At 42.3% G+C, this 15,970-nt stretch carries 13 protein-coding genes; 1 reads left to right on the top strand and 12 read right to left on the bottom strand.

Annotated elements, in window-relative coordinates; all coding sequences use genetic code 11:
* Positions 1-28: 28 nt before the first annotated feature.
* The 8 genes from ACH0BF_RS04510 to ACH0BF_RS04545 all read right to left on the bottom strand — a co-directional run bounded on the left by ACH0BF_RS04510 (position 29) and on the right by ACH0BF_RS04545 (position 8,240).
* Positions 29-1,309 (bottom strand): lipopolysaccharide biosynthesis protein, encoded by a 1,281-nt coding sequence (locus ACH0BF_RS04510; RefSeq protein ID WP_340852064.1) that lies wholly within the window; start codon positions 1,307-1,309, stop codon positions 29-31.
* Between the two features lie 21 nt (positions 1,310-1,330).
* Positions 1,331-2,659, bottom strand: coding sequence for a nucleotide sugar dehydrogenase (locus ACH0BF_RS04515; protein WP_406908943.1), 1,329 nt, complete (start codon positions 2,657-2,659; stop codon positions 1,331-1,333).
* A 12-nt stretch (positions 2,660-2,671) separates the two neighbouring features.
* Positions 2,672-3,703, bottom strand: coding sequence for a Gfo/Idh/MocA family protein (locus ACH0BF_RS04520; RefSeq protein ID WP_406908944.1), 1,032 nt, complete (start codon positions 3,701-3,703; stop codon positions 2,672-2,674).
* A gap of 17 nt (positions 3,704-3,720) precedes the next feature.
* On the bottom strand, positions 3,721-5,559 hold the full coding sequence (locus tag ACH0BF_RS04525; RefSeq protein ID WP_406908945.1) for a polysaccharide biosynthesis protein: 1,839 nt from the start codon (positions 5,557-5,559) through the stop codon (positions 3,721-3,723).
* A 15-nt stretch (positions 5,560-5,574) separates the two neighbouring features.
* Entirely contained in the window at positions 5,575-5,838 is a 264-nt protein-coding gene (locus ACH0BF_RS04530) for a hypothetical protein (protein WP_406908946.1), read from the bottom strand.
* Positions 5,839-5,916: 78 nt separating this feature from the next.
* Positions 5,917-6,687: a tyrosine-protein phosphatase gene (locus ACH0BF_RS04535; protein ID WP_406908947.1), complete on the bottom strand. Its 771-nt coding sequence runs from the start codon at positions 6,685-6,687 to the stop codon at positions 5,917-5,919.
* A gap of 112 nt (positions 6,688-6,799) precedes the next feature.
* Entirely contained in the window at positions 6,800-7,504 is a 705-nt protein-coding gene (locus tag ACH0BF_RS04540) for a CpsD/CapB family tyrosine-protein kinase (RefSeq protein WP_340852056.1), read from the bottom strand.
* A complete protein-coding gene (locus ACH0BF_RS04545; protein ID WP_120035190.1) occupies positions 7,494-8,240 on the bottom strand; it encodes a YveK family protein in 747 nt (248 codons plus the stop codon). The genes ACH0BF_RS04540 and ACH0BF_RS04545 overlap by 11 nt, the downstream gene beginning before the upstream one ends.
* Before the next feature lie 620 nt (positions 8,241-8,860).
* Here ACH0BF_RS04545 and ACH0BF_RS04550 point away from each other — a divergent pair.
* Positions 8,861-9,541 (top strand): hypothetical protein, encoded by a 681-nt coding sequence (locus tag ACH0BF_RS04550; RefSeq protein ID WP_340852055.1) that lies wholly within the window; start codon positions 8,861-8,863, stop codon positions 9,539-9,541.
* 175 nt (positions 9,542-9,716) lie between these two features.
* Here ACH0BF_RS04550 and ACH0BF_RS04555 read toward each other — a convergent pair whose 3' ends face one another.
* The 4 genes from ACH0BF_RS04555 to ACH0BF_RS04570 all read right to left on the bottom strand — a co-directional run bounded on the left by ACH0BF_RS04555 (position 9,717) and on the right by ACH0BF_RS04570 (position 15,897).
* Positions 9,717-10,646 (bottom strand): LCP family glycopolymer transferase, encoded by a 930-nt coding sequence (locus tag ACH0BF_RS04555; protein ID WP_120035194.1) that lies wholly within the window; start codon positions 10,644-10,646, stop codon positions 9,717-9,719.
* 251 nt (positions 10,647-10,897) lie between these two features.
* Positions 10,898-12,967, bottom strand: a complete 2,070-nt coding sequence (locus tag ACH0BF_RS04560; protein WP_406908948.1) for a methyl-accepting chemotaxis protein — start codon at positions 12,965-12,967, stop codon at positions 10,898-10,900.
* Positions 12,968-13,112: 145 nt separating this feature from the next.
* Entirely contained in the window at positions 13,113-14,948 is a 1,836-nt protein-coding gene (locus ACH0BF_RS04565; RefSeq protein WP_406908949.1) for a WG repeat-containing protein, read from the bottom strand.
* 226 nt (positions 14,949-15,174) lie between these two features.
* Entirely contained in the window at positions 15,175-15,897 is a 723-nt protein-coding gene (locus ACH0BF_RS04570) for an SH3 domain-containing protein (RefSeq protein WP_406908950.1), read from the bottom strand.
* Between the last annotated feature and the right edge of the window lie 73 nt (positions 15,898-15,970).

Consider the following 15,970-nt stretch of genomic DNA (forward strand, 5'->3'; position numbering starts at 1 on the left):
TATCTCTCCAAACAACGAATATATTCATTTAGTCGCGCGTATGACCGGGATCCCGGCTAATGTTAAAAATGAAAAATAAATATAAGCTGTAAAAAAGCAGTTCGTGAATGGAATATACGAAGACCACTCCTTTTATATTCAAGTAGACCGAGCTAATCCAAAGCACCGAAAGGGTAGAAACTGCCCTTATTCCTTGAATGAGAGAAAGCAGCTTCACTTTTTGTTTCACAAAAAATACGACACTGAGCGGAGAGACAACAAACTTGGCGTAATAGCCAAAGGCTAAGATTTGCGACAGCTCTCCTGCCATCCGCCATTTTTCACCGAATACAAGCGCAAATCCCCACGGCCCCGCAACAACAAGCAGAATGACAGGAAGAACGCCAATACCTGCAAGCAGCATGAGAACTTTTTTTAACACATGCAAAAAAGATTTTCCTTCAGCGTGCAACTCAGCTACTTCACTTAAAAACACTTGCGCCACCGAAGCGGAGATAAGGGAAATCGGCATGGCCGCTACCCGTATCGTTAAACTGTAAAATCCAACAATGGCTTCGGAAAAAAAACGCATTAAAATAAACACCGGAGCCTGGACAGCCAGGTTGTCAAAAAAAGCGGATGAGCTGTTGTACAACGGATAATGCTTATGCTTTGCCGCCGTCTTCCATAATAATGGAAAGTCGTATTGGCGAAAATCAAATAAAGAACCGATCTTTTTTATTCTCGTCTGATACATATTGGAAACGACGTAACCAAGTACATTTCCTAAAATCAGCCCAACCGATTGAAGGCCTGTCCAGCCGAACACGATGGAGGCCCCGCTGGTGACAGAGCTCCGGAGCACCTTCCCTTTAGAAAGCACTCCGAATTCCTTATGCTTGTTCAAATAATAATTTAACCCCTGAGAAATCCCCATGACGAGAAGTGTGAGCGGGATATATAACAGGAGCGACGAGGCTTTCTCCAGCTTAAATAAGCGAAGTACCGGATCATGAAAGAGCTGTTCCACTGCCAACAGAAGAACAGTAAAAAGTATAGAAGAAACGAAGACTACCTTGAACAGCTGTTGGCTTTCTTCCTCTGATTTCACCGTATTGATGGCAAACTCATATCTGCCTGTTGTATACACAATCAATAAAGCGCAGACAGACAAATAAAAGCTAAAATAACCGAACTCCTCCGGGCTGTATATTCTTGTCAGCACCGGTGAAGCCACAATATTAATCAATTGAGCAAACAAGGTAGCGGAAAATAAAGCTGCAAAATTTTTAAGAAAACGATTGGCATTTAACCTTTCCATTGCTATCATTACAGGCACTTCCCCGGCTATTTACAATTTTAAATATTTGCTCTGTTCCTTATTTCTGTAAGTGTTGCGCGTATCAAATATAGCCTGTGACTTTCTCATAATCGTCTGATAATCAAACGAGCTATGGTTCGTGGCAATGACTGTCAAGTCAGCTTGCTCAAGCAACTCGTCCGTCAAATGCGCCGTGGTATGTAACTTTCCTTTTAGCTTAAATTCCCGGACATGCGGATCGACAGCAGTCCAGTTAGCCTCAGCCTGGGTCATTTTCTCAAGAATAGGCAAGACCGGTGATTCCCGGTAATCATCAATATCTTTCTTATAAGCCACACCTAACACAAGAATATTAGAGCCTTTTAAAGCTTTTCCGCGCTCGTTCAAAATTTCCATACAGCGCTGAATAACAAATTCCGGCATGCTGTCATTAATTTCACCGGCTGTCTCAATTAGCTTTGTATGATAGTTATATTCGCGCGCCTTCCAAGTGAGGTACCATGGATCAATCGGGATGCAGTGGCCGCCAAGCCCCGGTCCCGGATAAAATGGCATAAAGCCGTATGGTTTCGTTGCCGCAGCATCGATGACTTCCCAAACATCTATGCCCATCTTATTGCACAGGATCGCCATTTCATTTGCCAAAGCAATGTTAATGTTGCGGAACGTATTCTCAAGCAGTTTTTCCATTTCAGCCACAGCCGGACTGGACACTTCATGCACATCACCTTCCAATACAGAGCGGTACATCGTAGCCGCTACTTTTGTACAGGTTTCTGTCATGCCACCAACGACTTTCGGTGTGTTTTTCGTGTTAAAGTCTTTATTGCCGGGATCGACCCGCTCCGGAGAATAAGCAAGAAAAAAGTCTTCGCCGCACACTAATCCGTTCTCTTCAAGAATTGGCTTAATTAATTCCTCTGTCGTGCCCGGATAAGTCGTGCTTTCCAACACAACGAGCGTTCCTTTTTTAATATGCTTGGCAATAGCTGTGGCAGAGCTTTGGACATACTCCATGTTCGGCTGTTTATAAACGTCCAGCGGCGTCGGCACACAAATGGCCAAAGCATCTACTTCTTCAATAAATGAATAATTAGAAGTAGCTTTTAGCTTGCCGGAGTGAACAAGTTCCTCCAGATCCGCGGCGACTACATCGCCAATGTAATTCTCCCCTTGATTTACCTTCTTTACTTTCTCTTGCTGCACATCAAATCCGATAACATCGTAGCCGGCTTTTGCCTTCTCTACCGCCAGCGGCAGCCCTACATATCCAAGGCCGACAACCCCAATGACGGCTGTCTTGTTTTTCAGTTTGGTGATAAGCTGTTCGGCTGTATTAGTGATCGTTTGTGTTGTCATAATTACTCCCCTTTACATACATACTTTGACAGGCTTCATATAAATTGGTTCATTTCTCGCAGCTGATTCGTAAAAAGCAAGAACAAGCTCCAAGGCTCCCCTGCCGTCTTCTCCTGTAACAGCCGGTTCTTTATTCTCTTTTACTGATTCCATCATGTCCTCAATAATGCACTGATGTCCCGGTGTTCCCCACGGATCAGATTTAACTTTATTTAATATCTCTTCGGTTTCTTCCTCGGACATGCCCTCAATTGTTAAGCATTCAAAGTAGAGGGCATTCGGACCGCCAATTTTCACTGTGCCTTTCTCGCCAAAGATCGTAATCGATTCTTCAAAATTGCTTTGATACACCGTTGTAGAAGCTTCCACTGTTCCAAGGGCTCCTGATTCAAAACGGATCAATCCGGTTGACACATCTTCCGCTTCGATGTTCCGCAAGCGCGTCGCTTCCATGCTGAAGATTTGTTCAGGCTGTCCCATGAACCAAAGCAATAAATCGAGAGTGTGAATCGCTTGATTCATCAACACGCCGCCGTCATACTGTTTCGTGCCGCGCCACGGAGCCTGGTCATAATATGCCTGATTTCGGTTCCAGTTGACGGTAGCATTAGCATGGCTGATTTTCCCCAGCAGCCCCTTGTTCAAAATATGTTTCAGCTCTTGCACAGCTGGACGAAATCGGTTTGGGTGAACAACCGCCAGCTTGACGTTATGCTTCCTACAGGCATAAATGATTTGATCCGTCTCCCTTAAATTCATCGCCATCGGTTTTTCCAAAATAATATGCTTCCGTGCTCTCGCCGCCTCTTCAGCTAATGGCGCATGTAGGCCGCTCGGTGTGCAAATGCAGACAATATCTATGTCCTCTCTTTGCAGCATCTCCGCAAATTCGCTAAATGGCTCTGCCCCGTACGTGTCTGTATAATATTCCATAGCTTCTGGCACCTTATCGCACACAGCGACAAGCTTTGCCCCTTGTATGTTTTCAATAGCTCTAGCATGTTTTTTCGCAATAAAGCCACAGCCTGCAATAGCAAAATTCATGACTAAACTCCTTCTTTCTATATTAGTAATCCGCTAACTTCCTTCATTAACTGCTGCAGCCCGTCTTTCGCGTTCGCGATATCTATTAACTCTTTTTTCAGCATCCGGCTGTTTTTTGAAGGAAGAGTATCAATAAATTCCCACAGCACTTCCGGTTCCACCTGAGCTGCCTTGCCGACATGGATTTTCGGGAAGACCTGTTCGGGATGAATTTCATTTTTGTTCAGCAATTCCTCGTACATTTTTTCACCTGGGCGTATCCCGGAAAACTTAATGCCTACCTCTTCCACGCTGAATCCTGATAGTTTAATAAGGTTCTTGGCAAGATCCACGATTTTGACAGGCTCTCCCATATCAAGAACGAAAATTTCGCCCCCTTTAGCAAGCGCACCCGCTTGAATCACAAGCCTGGATGCTTCTGGAATGGTCATGAAGTAACGTGTCATTTCGGGATGGGTAACGGTGACCGGTCCCCCTGCCTGAATTTGTTTTTTGAACAGTGGAATGACGCTTCCTCTTGAACCGAGCACGTTGCCAAACCGGACAGCGACAAAGCATGTGTTGCTTTGTTTATCAAGCTGCTGAATGATCATTTCAGCAAGGCGCTTCGTTGCCCCCATCACATTTGTCGGGTTTACCGCCTTATCGGAAGAGATGAGGACAAACTTATTTACACCAGCAGCACAGGCCGCTTCTGCTAAATTTTTTGTGCCGAAGATATTATTTTTAACAGCTTCCTCCGGATTGTGTTCCATGAGTGGCACATGCTTATGAGCAGCGGCATGATAGACAACATCTGGACAGTAGTCCTCCATGACCCGGAACATGCGCTCACGATCCTGAATGTCGCCAATGATGGGGATAATTTCAATCGTTTCCTTGTAGCGAGTGCGCAATTCCAAATCAATTTGATAAATGCTGTTTTCTCCATGCCCGACAAGGATGATCTTCCGCGGCCGGAACGTGCTGATCTGGCGGCAAATCTCCGAACCGATCGACCCGCCTGCCCCTGTGACAAGCACGGTTCGGCCGGTTACATATTCTGCGATGCTTTCAATATTAAGCTCTACTGGGTCCCGACCAAGCAAATCTTCCACTTGCACTTCGCGAAACTGGCTAACCGGCACCCGGCCAGTGATGACATCTTCAATGAGCGGCATAATCTGGACCTTCGCGCTCGTCTTAGCGCATTGTTTGTAAATATGTTGAATTTCGGAGCGTTTCAATGAAGGAATCGCAATAATAATGTGGTCTATTTTCCACTGCTTCACCAATCTCGGTATATCCGCTGTTTTCCCTGCTACAGTGAGTCCATGAATTTGCAGCCGCTGTTTGTTGGTATCATCATCTACAAGCACAACCGGATGGAAATCAGCATCGTTATGATTAAGCAGCTGCCGGACGACCATGGAACCACCGGAGCCTGCTCCCACAATTAACGCTCTCTTTTTTCCCTTACCCCTTGCCATAAAATGATTGCGGTACAAGCGCCAGGAAAAACGGGAACCGCCGATTGATAAAATATGCAGCATCCACGTAATTAAAAGCACGCGCACATAAATATCCTGAAAAGCAACGAGTTGAATAACAGCTGTCGTTATAACGGATAAGGTGACCGCTTGTACAATAGCTATCAATTCATGGACACTCGCATATTCCCAAGCTTTCTGGTAGAGCCTGTAAAGAGCGGCAAACAAATGATGGCTCGCTAAAAGTGAAATCGAACTAATAGCTAAGGTGCCTGCATTATAGATGTTCATGTAAGGATGCAGCAGGAAATAGCCGATATAGATGGAGAATAAAACGATAGCTGAATCAAGCGCAGCTAACAGCGACAGCCTTTTTTGATACGTCAACGCCATTCACCTCTCTCAATTTTCAAAAGTCATAGTGTTATGCAAAACAACTAATAGAAAACCACTCTCCAAATGGGCTTTTATTAATTGTCTTTCCAAATGCTGATCGCCAAGCTGAATAGATGAAGCTTGTAAAGAAAATTGGGCATCTAACCCACCCTCACGCTGCACTATTGACGACTCGCGTCTAAGGTCCCGGATATTCCAAACCCACAGTACAGCCGAGTGCCTCCATTGATAACGGTTAGGAGGCATCACCAGTTTTAAACACAAATACATTTTTACTGCTTTTTTTGGATATTTATCCAATCGTTTCAGTGAAAAAAATAAGCTGGATGAAATCCTGCTATTTAAAAGTTAGAAAATGCCTAAAAGCTTCTTCTTTTTATAAATTTTCTCCGGTGGATTTTTATGAAGATGTTCCCCATTTACGAGCAGCTCAGCATTTTCCTGAAAATAAGCTACATAGTCGCTTCCCAGCTTGCCCGCTAGCCGTGTATAGGCCTCCGTCATTTTAAATGTGCGCGTAGTTGTATTGTGAGCGTCTGAAGCGAGCAAATGTGTTAAATTAGCTGTGATAAGCTGCTCGGTGAATTGTTGGACTTTCCTCCCAAACTTACCGATATAAGAAGCGGCAGTAATCTGTGTAGCTGCTCCGCTTTTCACGAGATCGTACAGCCGGTCTGGCTTCTGGATAAACTCAAAGTTGCGCTCCGGATGAACAATGATAGGAAGCAAGCCCTTCATTTGAATATCGTAGAATAGCTGTTCGGTGTAATGCGGGACGGTGCTGGCAGGGAATTCAATAAAAAGATAAGCAGAATTTCCCGAAGCAGTCAGAAGCTCCCCCTTTTCATAGTCCCCCAGCAATTCTCCGTAAATCCTGATTTCCTGTCCCGGCAGTATGTTCACGTTCACGCCGGCTTTCTTCAACTCCTCATTTAAGTGATCAACACTCGCCAATATGTGGGCCCTTGTATTGTCGTATGCGCCATTCTTATGATGAGGCGTAGCGATAATAGAGGTAATTCCTTCTCTTTCTGCCTCTTTTGCCATAGCAATACTTTCTGCAAGCGTGGAGGCTCCGTCATCAATACCGGGCAATATGTGACAATGGAGGTCAAACATATGCTCATTCCCTTCTTTTCTACTTGACAAACAATGAAAAAAATCACATAATTATCCTATTAGGACAGGTGTCTATTTGCTTAGTTTTTAGTTGGTTACCAATTTTAAAGGTTCACTTGTTCCCATAATAATAGTAGTAGTTGGTTTCCTTTAATTTCCGGTTGTTTAACACGACCCCAAGCGGCTTCGCTTTTGCAGCCTGAAGCAGCTCTTTCGCTTTAATAGCGCCATCTACTTCTGTTTTGCCGCTATTAATGACGAGCAACGTCCCATCGCATTGGTTTGCCAATACCTGGGCGTCAGTTACCGCAAGCACTGGCGGTGTATCAAAGATAATCGTTTCATAGGAACGATAAGCTTCTTTAAGAAACTCTGCCATCATGCGGGAACCTAGCAGTTCGGCCGGATTAGGCGGAATGGGACCTGACAGCAGAACAGCAAGGTCTTGCACAGTAGTTTCTTTTACTGCGGCAGCCAAACTCTTTTGTTTGGCAAGAACATTTGTTAATCCGACTGTATTCATAAAGTTAAATGTATAGTGCATAGTCGGCTTCCTCATATCTGCGTCGACAAGCAATACCTTCTTTCCTTGCTGGGCAAATACAATGGCCAGATTGGCCGCTGTTGTTGATTTTCCTTCACCGGGGCCAGCGGAAGTAACGAGCAGTGAACGGATTTCTTGATCAACTGCCGAAAATAAGATGTTTGTACGGATTGTTCGGTATTGTTCAGAAATCGGCGATCTCGGATCCATTTCAGTAATTAGGTTCCGTCTCGTCTGACCAGGAGTCTCATTTTTCTTTCTTTTAAGAACCAATGCTTTCACTCCTCACAACTGCTTTTTTCTCTATGGAAGCATGACCTTTTTCTTTTTTCGCTGCGTGAATTACGGTCACACTTCCAAGCACAGGAAGCTCAAGAAGCTTTTCAACATCCTGCTCGGTTTTTACAGTGTTATCCATGTACTCAAGCAAAAATGCAAGACCGATTCCCACCATTAATCCAACGACCAAAGCGATAACGATATTCAAAAGAGGTTTAGGTTTGACAGGCGATAAGCTGTCGCTCGCTTCTGCTTCAGCAAGAATGCTCACATTATCGACATTCATAATCTTAACGATCTCATTTTGAAATACACGAGCCGTTTCATTTGCGATATCGGCCGCGATAGTTGGATCTTCATCCTGTACAGCTACATTCACCACTTGTGAATCCTTTTCACTTTGAACGTTAATCTTCCCGTTTATTTCTGCTGCTGTCATATCCAAATCAAGATTTCGAACGACTTTATCCAAAATAGCCGGACTTTTAATAATGACATTATATGTATTAATTAACTGCAGATTTGTTTGAACCTCAGCCGGATTGTATAGCTGCTGCTCTGATTTCGCCTGGTTCACAAGCAACTGAGTAGATGCCTGATAAACAGGGCTAAGAACGAAATAACTGATGACTCCACTAATCAAAGCTGCCGCAAATGTAATAAGCAATATCAGCTTGAATCGCTTCTTTAACGTACCTACTAGTTCTCGCAAGCTAATGGTTTCTTCCATAAAATCCTCCTAAGTAATTGTCGAAAAAGGAATTAATTATCGAAATTGTAGCACATGAAGAATAAATTTCCATAAGTTATTATCTGAAGTTACGGAAAATTAATATTATTGTAATGTTTCTTGTAAATATTACATATACGGAAATTACGAGGGTACTGGAAAAAAAGATATTTTACTTAGAAATGAATCGCTCCACTTCCTTCTGTTAGCCTCTGAATGACTTGCTCTTCATCCTTAATCTGCGATGTTACCCACTAACAATTGTCCTTCTCTTCACAGCCCACAATCTTCGACAACACTTTTTCTCTTTCTCTTATCCGCTTTCTTGTTTAAGGATTTTTCTATATTACTGCCAAAAAGTCTCTCCCCCTCTCCTTCTTTCTTGCTCCTGCATGATTTACTAATTTTTTTATAATCAAATAAAGAATAATTGGAACGAAACCCGATTATTCCCATAAAAAACTATAGACATCGTATCTCATATTTTTATGAAATTCAAATATTAATAAATAAATAGTTATATACTACCAACTTTATGTATATATTACTTTTTGAACTATTATTTGCTAATAGCCATGCTATACTATGTTAAAAATTAATTGGCGGAGGCTGGTAATTGTATGAGGAAGTTTGTCAAACTCGCTTTAGCAGCTTTTCTGATACTGGCTATTGGCGCCGGAGCTGCAATCTATTACTTTATGAAGGTAAAACAGTACGATGTAGCGGATCGAAAAGTAGACGAAATTACTGAAAAACAGTATAGCATTCAACTGCCGAATGGGACCCCACTCCCGGAAGGAATTAAAACAGATGAGGATGGTAGTGTTTGGATCGATAAAAACGGTCATTATATACTAGAGGACGGCAGCACGGTGGATCCGCAATCATGGATGACAAAAGATCGTCCTGCAAATAATGGAAAAAGTCCCAATGAAACAGTTAAAAAAGCAACAGTCGAAGAAATTAAAAAACGCTATGCACCTACGTTCAGCCACTTAGAAAGGCAGGCAAAACAGCAACTAGGTGCTTTAGTCGGGCAAGCTAAAAATGAGTATTCGGAAAAGGCTGCTAAAGGGGAAAAAATTAACCCTGCTTATTTTTATCAAAAATATACCGGTGCAGCAGACACGGTCGAAGCTAAAACAGATGCAGCATTTAATACTGTATATCTTACACTGGAAAATGAATTAAAAAGCAATCACTATAGCGCTTCTCATGCCAAGTCATTTAAAACAAGCTATGAAAATGCCAAAAAACAACAGAAGGAGGCATTGCTGTCGAAGGTTGCTGGCCAGTCATGAGAATAGAGAAGGGAGCGTATCTCTATACAGAGATACGCTCCCTTCTCTTCATCGTTCTCTCACTTCAAAATAAAAATATAAAAATCAGGTAATTATATGTATTTTTATATGTAGAAAAAAGCCCCATAAAATGGGACTTTTTAAATAAAGACAAACATCTACAAAATAATTAGGTTTATTGCAGATTTAAGTGCTCTTTAAATATAGTAGACACTCTTTCTTTTTCTTCATCAGGCACAATATAATAGTAGATACCGTCTATTTTCTTTCCGGTTCCTTCTATCTGCTCCTGCTTAATGTTATTCCGGGCACCGGCATAGTTCTTTTGAATGGCTCTCATTTCATCTACGGACAAATTCGTTTCCATATTCGTTTTCAACGCATCTAATATGTCGTTATACTTCCAAATTGAATTGATGCTTGCCCCTTTATTAAGGATACCTTGTATCACCTGGCGCTGACGGGCTTGTCGACCAAAATCGCCTTGTGGGTCTTCTTTACGCATTCTTGTGTACTCCAAAGCCTGCTGGCCGGTTAAATGGATCGTTCCCTTGTCAAAGCTCTCGCCCCCATAAGAGAAGGCAAATGAATTTTCGACATCTACACCGCCGACGGCATCTACCATTTCCTTAAATCCGTCCATATTCATTTCTACATAGTAGTCTACTGGAATATCCAGAAACTCTTCCACTGTTTTTGCAGACATGTCTACTCCGCCAAAGGCATAAGCATGGTTAATCTTATCCTCTTTTCCTTTACCTGCAATATTTACGCGTGTGTCCCGAGGGATACTTAACATTTCCACAGAGTTTTTCTCACCATTTACGGACATTAAAAGCATCGTATCCGAGCGTCCCTTATCTCCTTCACGTTCGTCTACGCCAAGCAGCAAGACCGTAAAGGCATCTTTATTTTTCAAGGACACGTCCTTCTCACGCTTCTCCGATTTTTCCAGCGCTGATTTATTTACGATATTTTTAAGAGCACTGTTAAACGAAGAATATACATTAAATGCGAAAACCGCTCCAATGACTAATATGATCAATAATATAAGGCTAACAAACTTTCTCTTTTTTCGTTTCTGTCTGGTCCTTCTTCTTTCCATTTTTCCATTCTCCTTTTTAGTTTCCCCTATGCACAATTTACTACTTTTCTAGATTATCACGGAATTATGATTTAGCAAGAAAAAAGGACAGGAATCTTCTAAATAAAACAAAAAGACGCAGGCAAACGTTTGTCAACAACTCAGTTCCTTATGCCTATTCTTTTGGATAAGAAAAAGCAGAGACTGCCTATTTTCTCTGCTTATGAACATGGCCGTTTTTGAAAAACTCCCTCTCTCTCCAGAAAATTCTCCTAAATCTTAAATTGATGAATCGCTTCCTGTAACTGTTCGGTATGCTGGGCTAATTGAGCCGCATGCTGGGCCAACTCATTAGAGGAAGCTGCTTGTTCTTCCATAGAAGCAGCAATCTCTTCTGACGTAGCGGCGGTTTCTTGGGAAACGGCGGATATTCTTTCGATCGCTTTCACAATATGATCTTTTTGCACTTGCAGCTTATCGATGGAGTTTGTTTCCTTCTGAATGATCTGAATCATATTTTGCATAAATGCCATTAGTTGTTCATTAGATTGGGTAACTGATTGGACCGCCTTTTTTTGCTCATCACTAATCCGGTTTGTCTCAGCCATGACTTGAACCAGTTCCTCTGTTTCTACGAGCACGCGGTTGATCGTTTGCTGAATGTCTTCCGCCGAACTCTTAGACTGTTCCGCGAGGCTGCGAACTTCATGTGCGACAACCGCAAAGCCTTTCCCGTGTTCACCGGCTCTTGCCGCTTCAATCGAAGCATTTAGAGAAAGCAAATTGGTTTGCTCAGAAATTTGCGAGATAGCAGAAGTCACTTCCGATATCGACTTTGACTTTTCGTTTAAAGCTGCCACAAGTCTTGTTACCTTCTGAAATGCCTGTTCGAGAAGATTGGAAGAATCGCTTAATTGTCTTACCTTCCCACTGGCATTTTCCAGTTGTCCCGACGCAGCATCCAAAGCTCTTTCTGTTAATTGCGCTTGTTCCAGCAATTGGTCAATCTCCCAATTTAACGACTGAACAGTGCCAACGCCCCGTTCGATTTCCTCCGTTTGATGACCGGCTCCATTGGCAATTTCCTCAACAGAGCGGGAGGCGTTAGCAATAGCCGAACTGTTCTCAGCCGCAATCGTGTTCAGTCCAACGGTCGATTTATTGACACGCTGTACGTTCCGCTCGACTTGTTGAATAAGGCTTCTCATCTTATCAATCATCTGATTATAGCTAACGGACAAATCACCAATTTCATCATTGGATTGTACGATAAATTGTTCCTGTAAATTGCCTTCCGCCGTTTTATTTAACGTGCGTCTTAAGTTAGAAATAATTTGAACTAACTTTCTAGCTAAGAACATTGCAAAGAGGATGCCAATCAGCAAACCGACAGCCATGCTCAGCATACCCGTTTGTTGAATGTCCTTCATCTTGCTGGCAAATACACTCTGAGGAGTAAAAGAAATCACTTTCCAATTCAGCTCTGGAATAGTGGAGGTGTGTGCTTTGTATTCCTTTCCTTTCCATGTGAAAGTGTGGGGCCTGTCTTCTTTTTTATAAAGATCCGTAATCCAGCTGAATTGGGAATGGAAATCCGCTGAGTCTTTCATTACATCTTCTACACCCGCGATCTCGCCGCTTTTGGCAGGATTCATGTTCTTCCCTTCGGACCCCTCGATAAAAGAAGAAACAATTACCCCCTGGGCATCGAGAATCGCCAGTTTATTTCCTGTCGACTTTTCAATCTTCTCTCGAGCTTCCCCAATTGTAGACAGGTCTACATCATAGCCGAGACCGCCCACCATTTTGCCGTTAGACATAACGGGCGTAATAATAGATGTCATGACCTTATTAGACCCTTCTTCTCTGTATACATCCATCCATAGCGTTTTCTTATGCTTGGATAATTGTTTATACGTTCTTGTTTCACGCACATCTTTATTGAAGTCGGCGTACGGTGAAATATGAATCTTGCCTGTCTTCCAATCCATGAAATAAGCGGACATGATCAGCTCATTATTTTCCTCTACCGTCTTCATAAGAGCCTCAATGGCAGGAATGGCATTTTTCTCTTTTAATTGATTGGAAACGATAGCAGAAAATTCTTCAGCTGATTGCTCAAATGTTTGAAGATTCATTCTTACCTGATCCGCAGTCATACCCGCATTGCTCTTGTTTGATTGGTTATCGTCTTTTTCTAGCATATCGCCAACCGTTTTGTACATAAACAAAATAGTCGCTGCAAGCGATAAAAAAACAGCCAAACAAATAGCGAAACTCCATTTTACACGGAGAGGGATTCTTTTCTTTCTTTTCTTCTCTGATGTAGCTCGTGTGCGCATCTGTTCTTAAGCTCCTTGATGAAATTTCCTGCATGTTGTTACTTAGGATAAATGTTTTATCGGCCTGTCTCCTCACATTTAAAGTAGTTTTATCAAGGAATAAAAAATAAGAATTTTCTATACAAGGCAAAGAATCTTTCTTGCCTTAATTATTTTTTTTAAAGGACTTTTTAAATTCCAAATATTGATCTTTGTATTCTTCATATGTGTCCCAGCTGTCAAACTTCAGCCCTACGATTACTTGTGAGCCGTCGGGATATACTGTTCGCTCATAGACACGCGTGTATGATTGGTCGTTTGCATCTATTCGATACCACTGAACGTGAGCCTTTTCCGTTTTTTCATTCTTTACATCACTTAATGTCTCCAGTGATGGATTTAACGCTATTTCCTCGGGATCTTTTTCTGCTGATCCTGCGAAAGCGAAGAAGGAAACCGGTGAATGTTCTGCCACAAACGTAACCATTTCAAAACCCGAGCCTTCGTCATTTTCATACGGATAAGAAGGCTCTGCTTGGAAATGTTCAGGACAGTCAATCGAAAAATAACCGGCATCAAATTGTGTGCCTCCTTCTGAGGTAACGACTCTTGAATCGGTATCGCCCCTCTCTACTGCTGACTCCTCTTCCCTATCCATAATGTTTTGATACTCTCCTGTATAAGGATTAAAATCAAAGAAGCCGTACGTCGCAGTATGTCCTTCTCCTGTTTTTGAATCGTCAATAACAAACTCATGAACCCAAAAGCGGTAGTTTCCCTTTTCTGTCATTCCTTCAAAATAAACTTTATATTTAGACTCAGCTAATCTAAACTCTTGGTAAAGCCGTGTTGCCGCTTCTTCTTTGCTGATCGGTTCTTGCTCCTTTGTCTTTTCTGACGGCAAGTCGCTTAGTTTAATTACATATTTCCCTTTAGAATTAATGTAACCTGTGTTTTGTCCGACTGTTACTTCTGCCAATCCTCCTCGAAAGGGCTCAGCACTTGTAAATTGAGGAGAGATCACCATTTCTCCTGCCTCATTTGCATACCCCCATCTTCCGTCTATCTTTACTGCTGCTAACCCATCCGAGAAAGTGGAGGCTGATTCAAATGCCGGCTCTTTAATCCACTCGCCTTTTTTGTTGATGATCCCCCAGGAACCGCCTGATTGAGCAAGGCTCGCCTGATTGCCAAATTCAAGTGCATCATCATACTGAAAAGGTATCGCTTTTTCTCCTTGCTTATCAATATAGCCCCAGTGCTCCTCACCTGTAGCTTCATCTAGAATCATCGCTGGAGCTAAGCCGTTGTGGAATGATTGAATGACTTGGTAGGTGTCTTGGGAAAGGATTTTCCCCTCTTTATCTATTAAATAAGCGTGGGCATACTGGCTTGGAAGAATAACGGCCCGCCCTTCACTAAACGGCAAAACAGTCGTTGTATTTCCTGCAGACAGGTTCGGCAGCTTTTTCATATCTCCATTCGTATCAATCAAATGGACCTCCCACTCTTCCTCGGCATCATTAGGATACACTCCAAGAGCGAGCCCTTCCGAAAAAGAGGAAGCAGTAAAGTATACTGGATGAATCTGAAGATTCCCCTTCTTATCTATATATCCATAACGGGGCATCGTCTCATCTTTACCGGCATTTGCTGAAATGAGCGCATAGCCATTAGAAAAAGGTTCAACTGCCTCATACTTGGACGTGAAAACTTCATCTCCTTTCTTATTAATAAAGTACGTATCTCCCCCTTTCGATACTTGAGCCAGTCCGTTCGAAAACGGAGCGGCAGAGTCAAATGGCCCCGATATGGCGATTTTGCCGTTTCCATTCACATAATGATTTCCTGTATCTAATTGCACGGGAACAGGCAGCCGTTCTGCTCCCGCTCTGTCCTGTTCACCTTTCACTTGACTGCCTGAATGAGAAGCGCTCGATCCCTCTTCTCCACATCCTCCCAGTAGCAGAAAAGCTCCTAATGCTACATACAACCGTTTCATTTCATCCCACATCCTATTTTTTACTTAAAGCGGTGAATCAGAAGAATTCTCTGCTTTGCTGTCCTTGTATACTTTGGCGTAAAGTATGATCCTTTAAAAGCTTGATTCTTTCCATTCGATGTCTTTCAAATTGATTTCATACGCTAAACAAGCGGAGGGAGTCCCTCCGCTTGTTTCTCAGCAACCCATTATCGGCTATCCTTTTCTCTACAGGCTGCTATACTACTTACCACTGGTAACTATATATTTTCCAGCTCGATTTCGAATATTGTTTAATCAAAAAGAGCTTTTGCTCGTATTCGTACATATCATCTTCGCTATTTTGATACACATTTAAGTATTGAGCGCCATTTTTTGTGTAATATGTAACGGTTGGAGGTTTGGGTGCGTCTTGAGCATACCAGTCAAATCCCCATATTCTGAAGGCTGGAAAGTCTGTAGCAATCCATTCATATAAAGGGTTGCCATATTTATCTTTTTTGCCTGTCGGCCACATGTCGTATTTAATCAGTGCATCAATATAAGAAGCCGTGTAGCTAGTGGCCAGAACAGAATGGATTTGCTTTCTCGTGTAAGAGCGCTCATAGCTCAGTTTGTCCATTGTGCCAATAGCCCGGTCTGTAATCCGTTTTGCCTCTTGATTAGACATCTGACTATAAAAACGCAAATATCCGGTGGAAACATACCCTTTCTTGTTATTCACCCTTGTTTCTGACCAACCATTCTTTGTTTGTGAATAGATCGTCAGCTTCGTGTTATTTTTTAAGGTTGCTATTACTTTGTAACTGCCGCCTGGACCGCTGCGAACATTGAGAACCCCTGATTTAATATCCACATACCCTGTTTTTGTCCCCGCTGCTTCTACATTAGATGAAAATATAATTGAGAAAGCCAAGGCAGTCATCAGCATAGCCAGAACTGTTCTCTTTATTTGTTTGCTTATCCCCATTCTCTCTCCCCCTTAAAATTAATAATTCTATTTTACTAGTACCAATTATCTAAGTAAATATTAACTTTTCTTT

The organism is Pseudobacillus sp. 179-B 2D1 NHS (genome assembly GCF_045370945.1).
Taxonomy (GTDB): Bacteria; Bacillota; Bacilli; order Bacillales; family Domibacillaceae; genus Pseudobacillus.

Bases quoted from the DNA above. Each gene is read 5' to 3' on its own strand.
- ACH0BF_RS04510 (WP_340852064.1), bottom strand. From the start codon at position 1,309: ATGATAGCAATGGAAAGGTTAAATGCCAATCGTTTTCTTAAAAATTTT.
- ACH0BF_RS04515 (WP_406908943.1), bottom strand. From the start codon at position 2,659: ATGACAACACAAACGATCACTAATACAGCCGAACAGCTTATCACCAAA.
- ACH0BF_RS04520 (WP_406908944.1), bottom strand. From the start codon at position 3,703: ATGAATTTTGCTATTGCAGGCTGTGGCTTTATTGCGAAAAAACATGCT.
- ACH0BF_RS04530 (WP_406908946.1), bottom strand. From the start codon at position 5,838: ATGTATTTGTGTTTAAAACTGGTGATGCCTCCTAACCGTTATCAATGG.
- ACH0BF_RS04535 (WP_406908947.1), bottom strand. From the start codon at position 6,687: ATGTTTGACCTCCATTGTCACATATTGCCCGGTATTGATGACGGAGCC.
- ACH0BF_RS04545 (WP_120035190.1), bottom strand. From the start codon at position 8,240: ATGGAAGAAACCATTAGCTTGCGAGAACTAGTAGGTACGTTAAAGAAG.
- ACH0BF_RS04550 (WP_340852055.1), top strand. From the start codon at position 8,861: ATGAGGAAGTTTGTCAAACTCGCTTTAGCAGCTTTTCTGATACTGGCT.
- ACH0BF_RS04555 (WP_120035194.1), bottom strand. From the start codon at position 10,646: ATGGAAAGAAGAAGGACCAGACAGAAACGAAAAAAGAGAAAGTTTGTT.
- ACH0BF_RS04560 (WP_406908948.1), bottom strand. From the start codon at position 12,967: ATGCGCACACGAGCTACATCAGAGAAGAAAAGAAAGAAAAGAATCCCT.
- ACH0BF_RS04565 (WP_406908949.1), bottom strand. From the start codon at position 14,948: ATGAAACGGTTGTATGTAGCATTAGGAGCTTTTCTGCTACTGGGAGGA.
- ACH0BF_RS04570 (WP_406908950.1), bottom strand. From the start codon at position 15,897: ATGGGGATAAGCAAACAAATAAAGAGAACAGTTCTGGCTATGCTGATG.